Source organism: Nocardioides sp. P5_C9_2 (assembly GCF_054049555.1).
In genome coordinates this window covers 1-1,409 of record NZ_JBFUMD010000695.1, presented here as the reverse complement: position 1 = coordinate 1,409, position 1,409 = coordinate 1, and the positions used below count along the sequence as shown (strand labels likewise).

Annotated in this window: 2 protein-coding genes; both read right to left on the bottom strand. The window is 67.6% G+C overall.

Features of this window, described 5'->3' with window-relative positions; translation table 11 throughout:
- On the bottom strand, nucleotides 1-1,167 hold a 1,167-nt coding region (locus ACXJKL_RS21080; protein WP_457208945.1), incomplete at its 3' end, for an NAD(P)/FAD-dependent oxidoreductase.
- Between the two features lie 23 nt (nucleotides 1,168-1,190).
- Nucleotides 1,191-1,409, bottom strand: a 219-nt coding sequence (locus tag ACXJKL_RS21075; RefSeq protein ID WP_457208944.1) for an aldehyde dehydrogenase family protein, incomplete at its 5' end; no start/stop codon positions are given.

The following is a 1,409-nucleotide window of genomic DNA, read 5'->3' as shown; positions in this document are numbered from 1 at the left end:
CTTGGTGCCAGCGATCACCTCGTCGCGGTACCCGATGAACTTCGCCGGTGCACCGAACGACACCACGCCGATCAGGTTCCCGGCCCTCTTGTAGCCGACGATGGTGCCCTTGACCGGTCCCCCGTCGAGACCCTCGCCCTCGAGCTGGACCACCTCGTCGGCGATGTCGGTGCGGCCGAGCAGCTGGACCTTCAGCCCGAACTGGTCCGACCAGACGTACGGCGGCGCAAGATCGGGCGTGTCCTTGAGCAGGATGTCCGTCGCGACCAACCTGGCCTGATCGCTGGCGTTCGTCCAGTGCTCGTTGCGCGCGTAGCCGCGGCGCGGCTGGTCCCACCACGAGGTGGAGTCGCCGAGTGCCCAGACCATGGGAAGTGGGGGGACACGACCGGTGCCGCCAGCAAGGATCCCATCGCCGACCGGAAGCTCCGTGCCCTGCAACCAGCCGACGTCGGGAACCGACCCGACGGAGACCAGGATGGTGTCGGCCGAGACCTTGTCGCCTCCCTCCAGCTCGACGGTCTGGGCGTCGACGAAACAGGTGACGCGGGTCTTGGTCCGCAGGTCGACGCCGGCCTCGGCGAACAGGCGGGCGATCAGTGCGGCTGCCTTCGCACCGACCTGGCGCTCACACGGCTGTGGCTCGGCCTCGAGGACTATCACGTTCACGTCGGCGGCGCGGGCTGCGGTGGCCACCTCGGCCGCGATGAATCCGCCGCCGACGATCAGCAGCGTCGACCCCTGAACAAGCTTCTCCTTGAGGGTCAGCGAGTCCTGCAGGGTGCGCAGTGTCAGCACTCCGTCGGGCTGGCCGGGGATCGTGCGGGGCACGGCCCCCGTGKCGATCACGGTTGCATCGGTGCGCAGGTGGGCGCCGTCGCTGAGGTGTACGGTCCAGACACCGAGGCCGATGGACGAAACGCCGAGCTTCAGATCGACGTCGAGTTCCTTGAGCGCCTCGACGTCGCGGAAGGTGACCTTCTCCGACTCCCATGCCCCGGTCAGGACCTGCTTCGACAGTGGCGGGCGGTCATAGGGGAGCGCGTCCTCCTTGCCGACGAGGGTGAGGGTCCCGGTGTAGCCCTCCGTGCGTAGTTGCTCGCAGACCCGGAGCCCGGCGAGGCCGGCCCCGATGACGACGATCGAGCTGGGAACGATATGAGCCATTGTCTTTTCCTCACTGGTGCTTGCTAGAGCGATAGGCCGACGAGCTTGACGTCGAGGTATTCGTCGATGCCCTCGGCACCGCCCTCACGCCCCAGCCCGCTGATGCCCGTGCCGCCGAAAGGCGCCTGTGCGCCCGTCGGATTGATATCGTTGACCCCCACGATGCCGAAGCGGAGAGCCTCCACCACACGCACCGCCCGACTCAGGTCGTTGGTGTAGATGTAGGAAGCGAGGCCGTACGC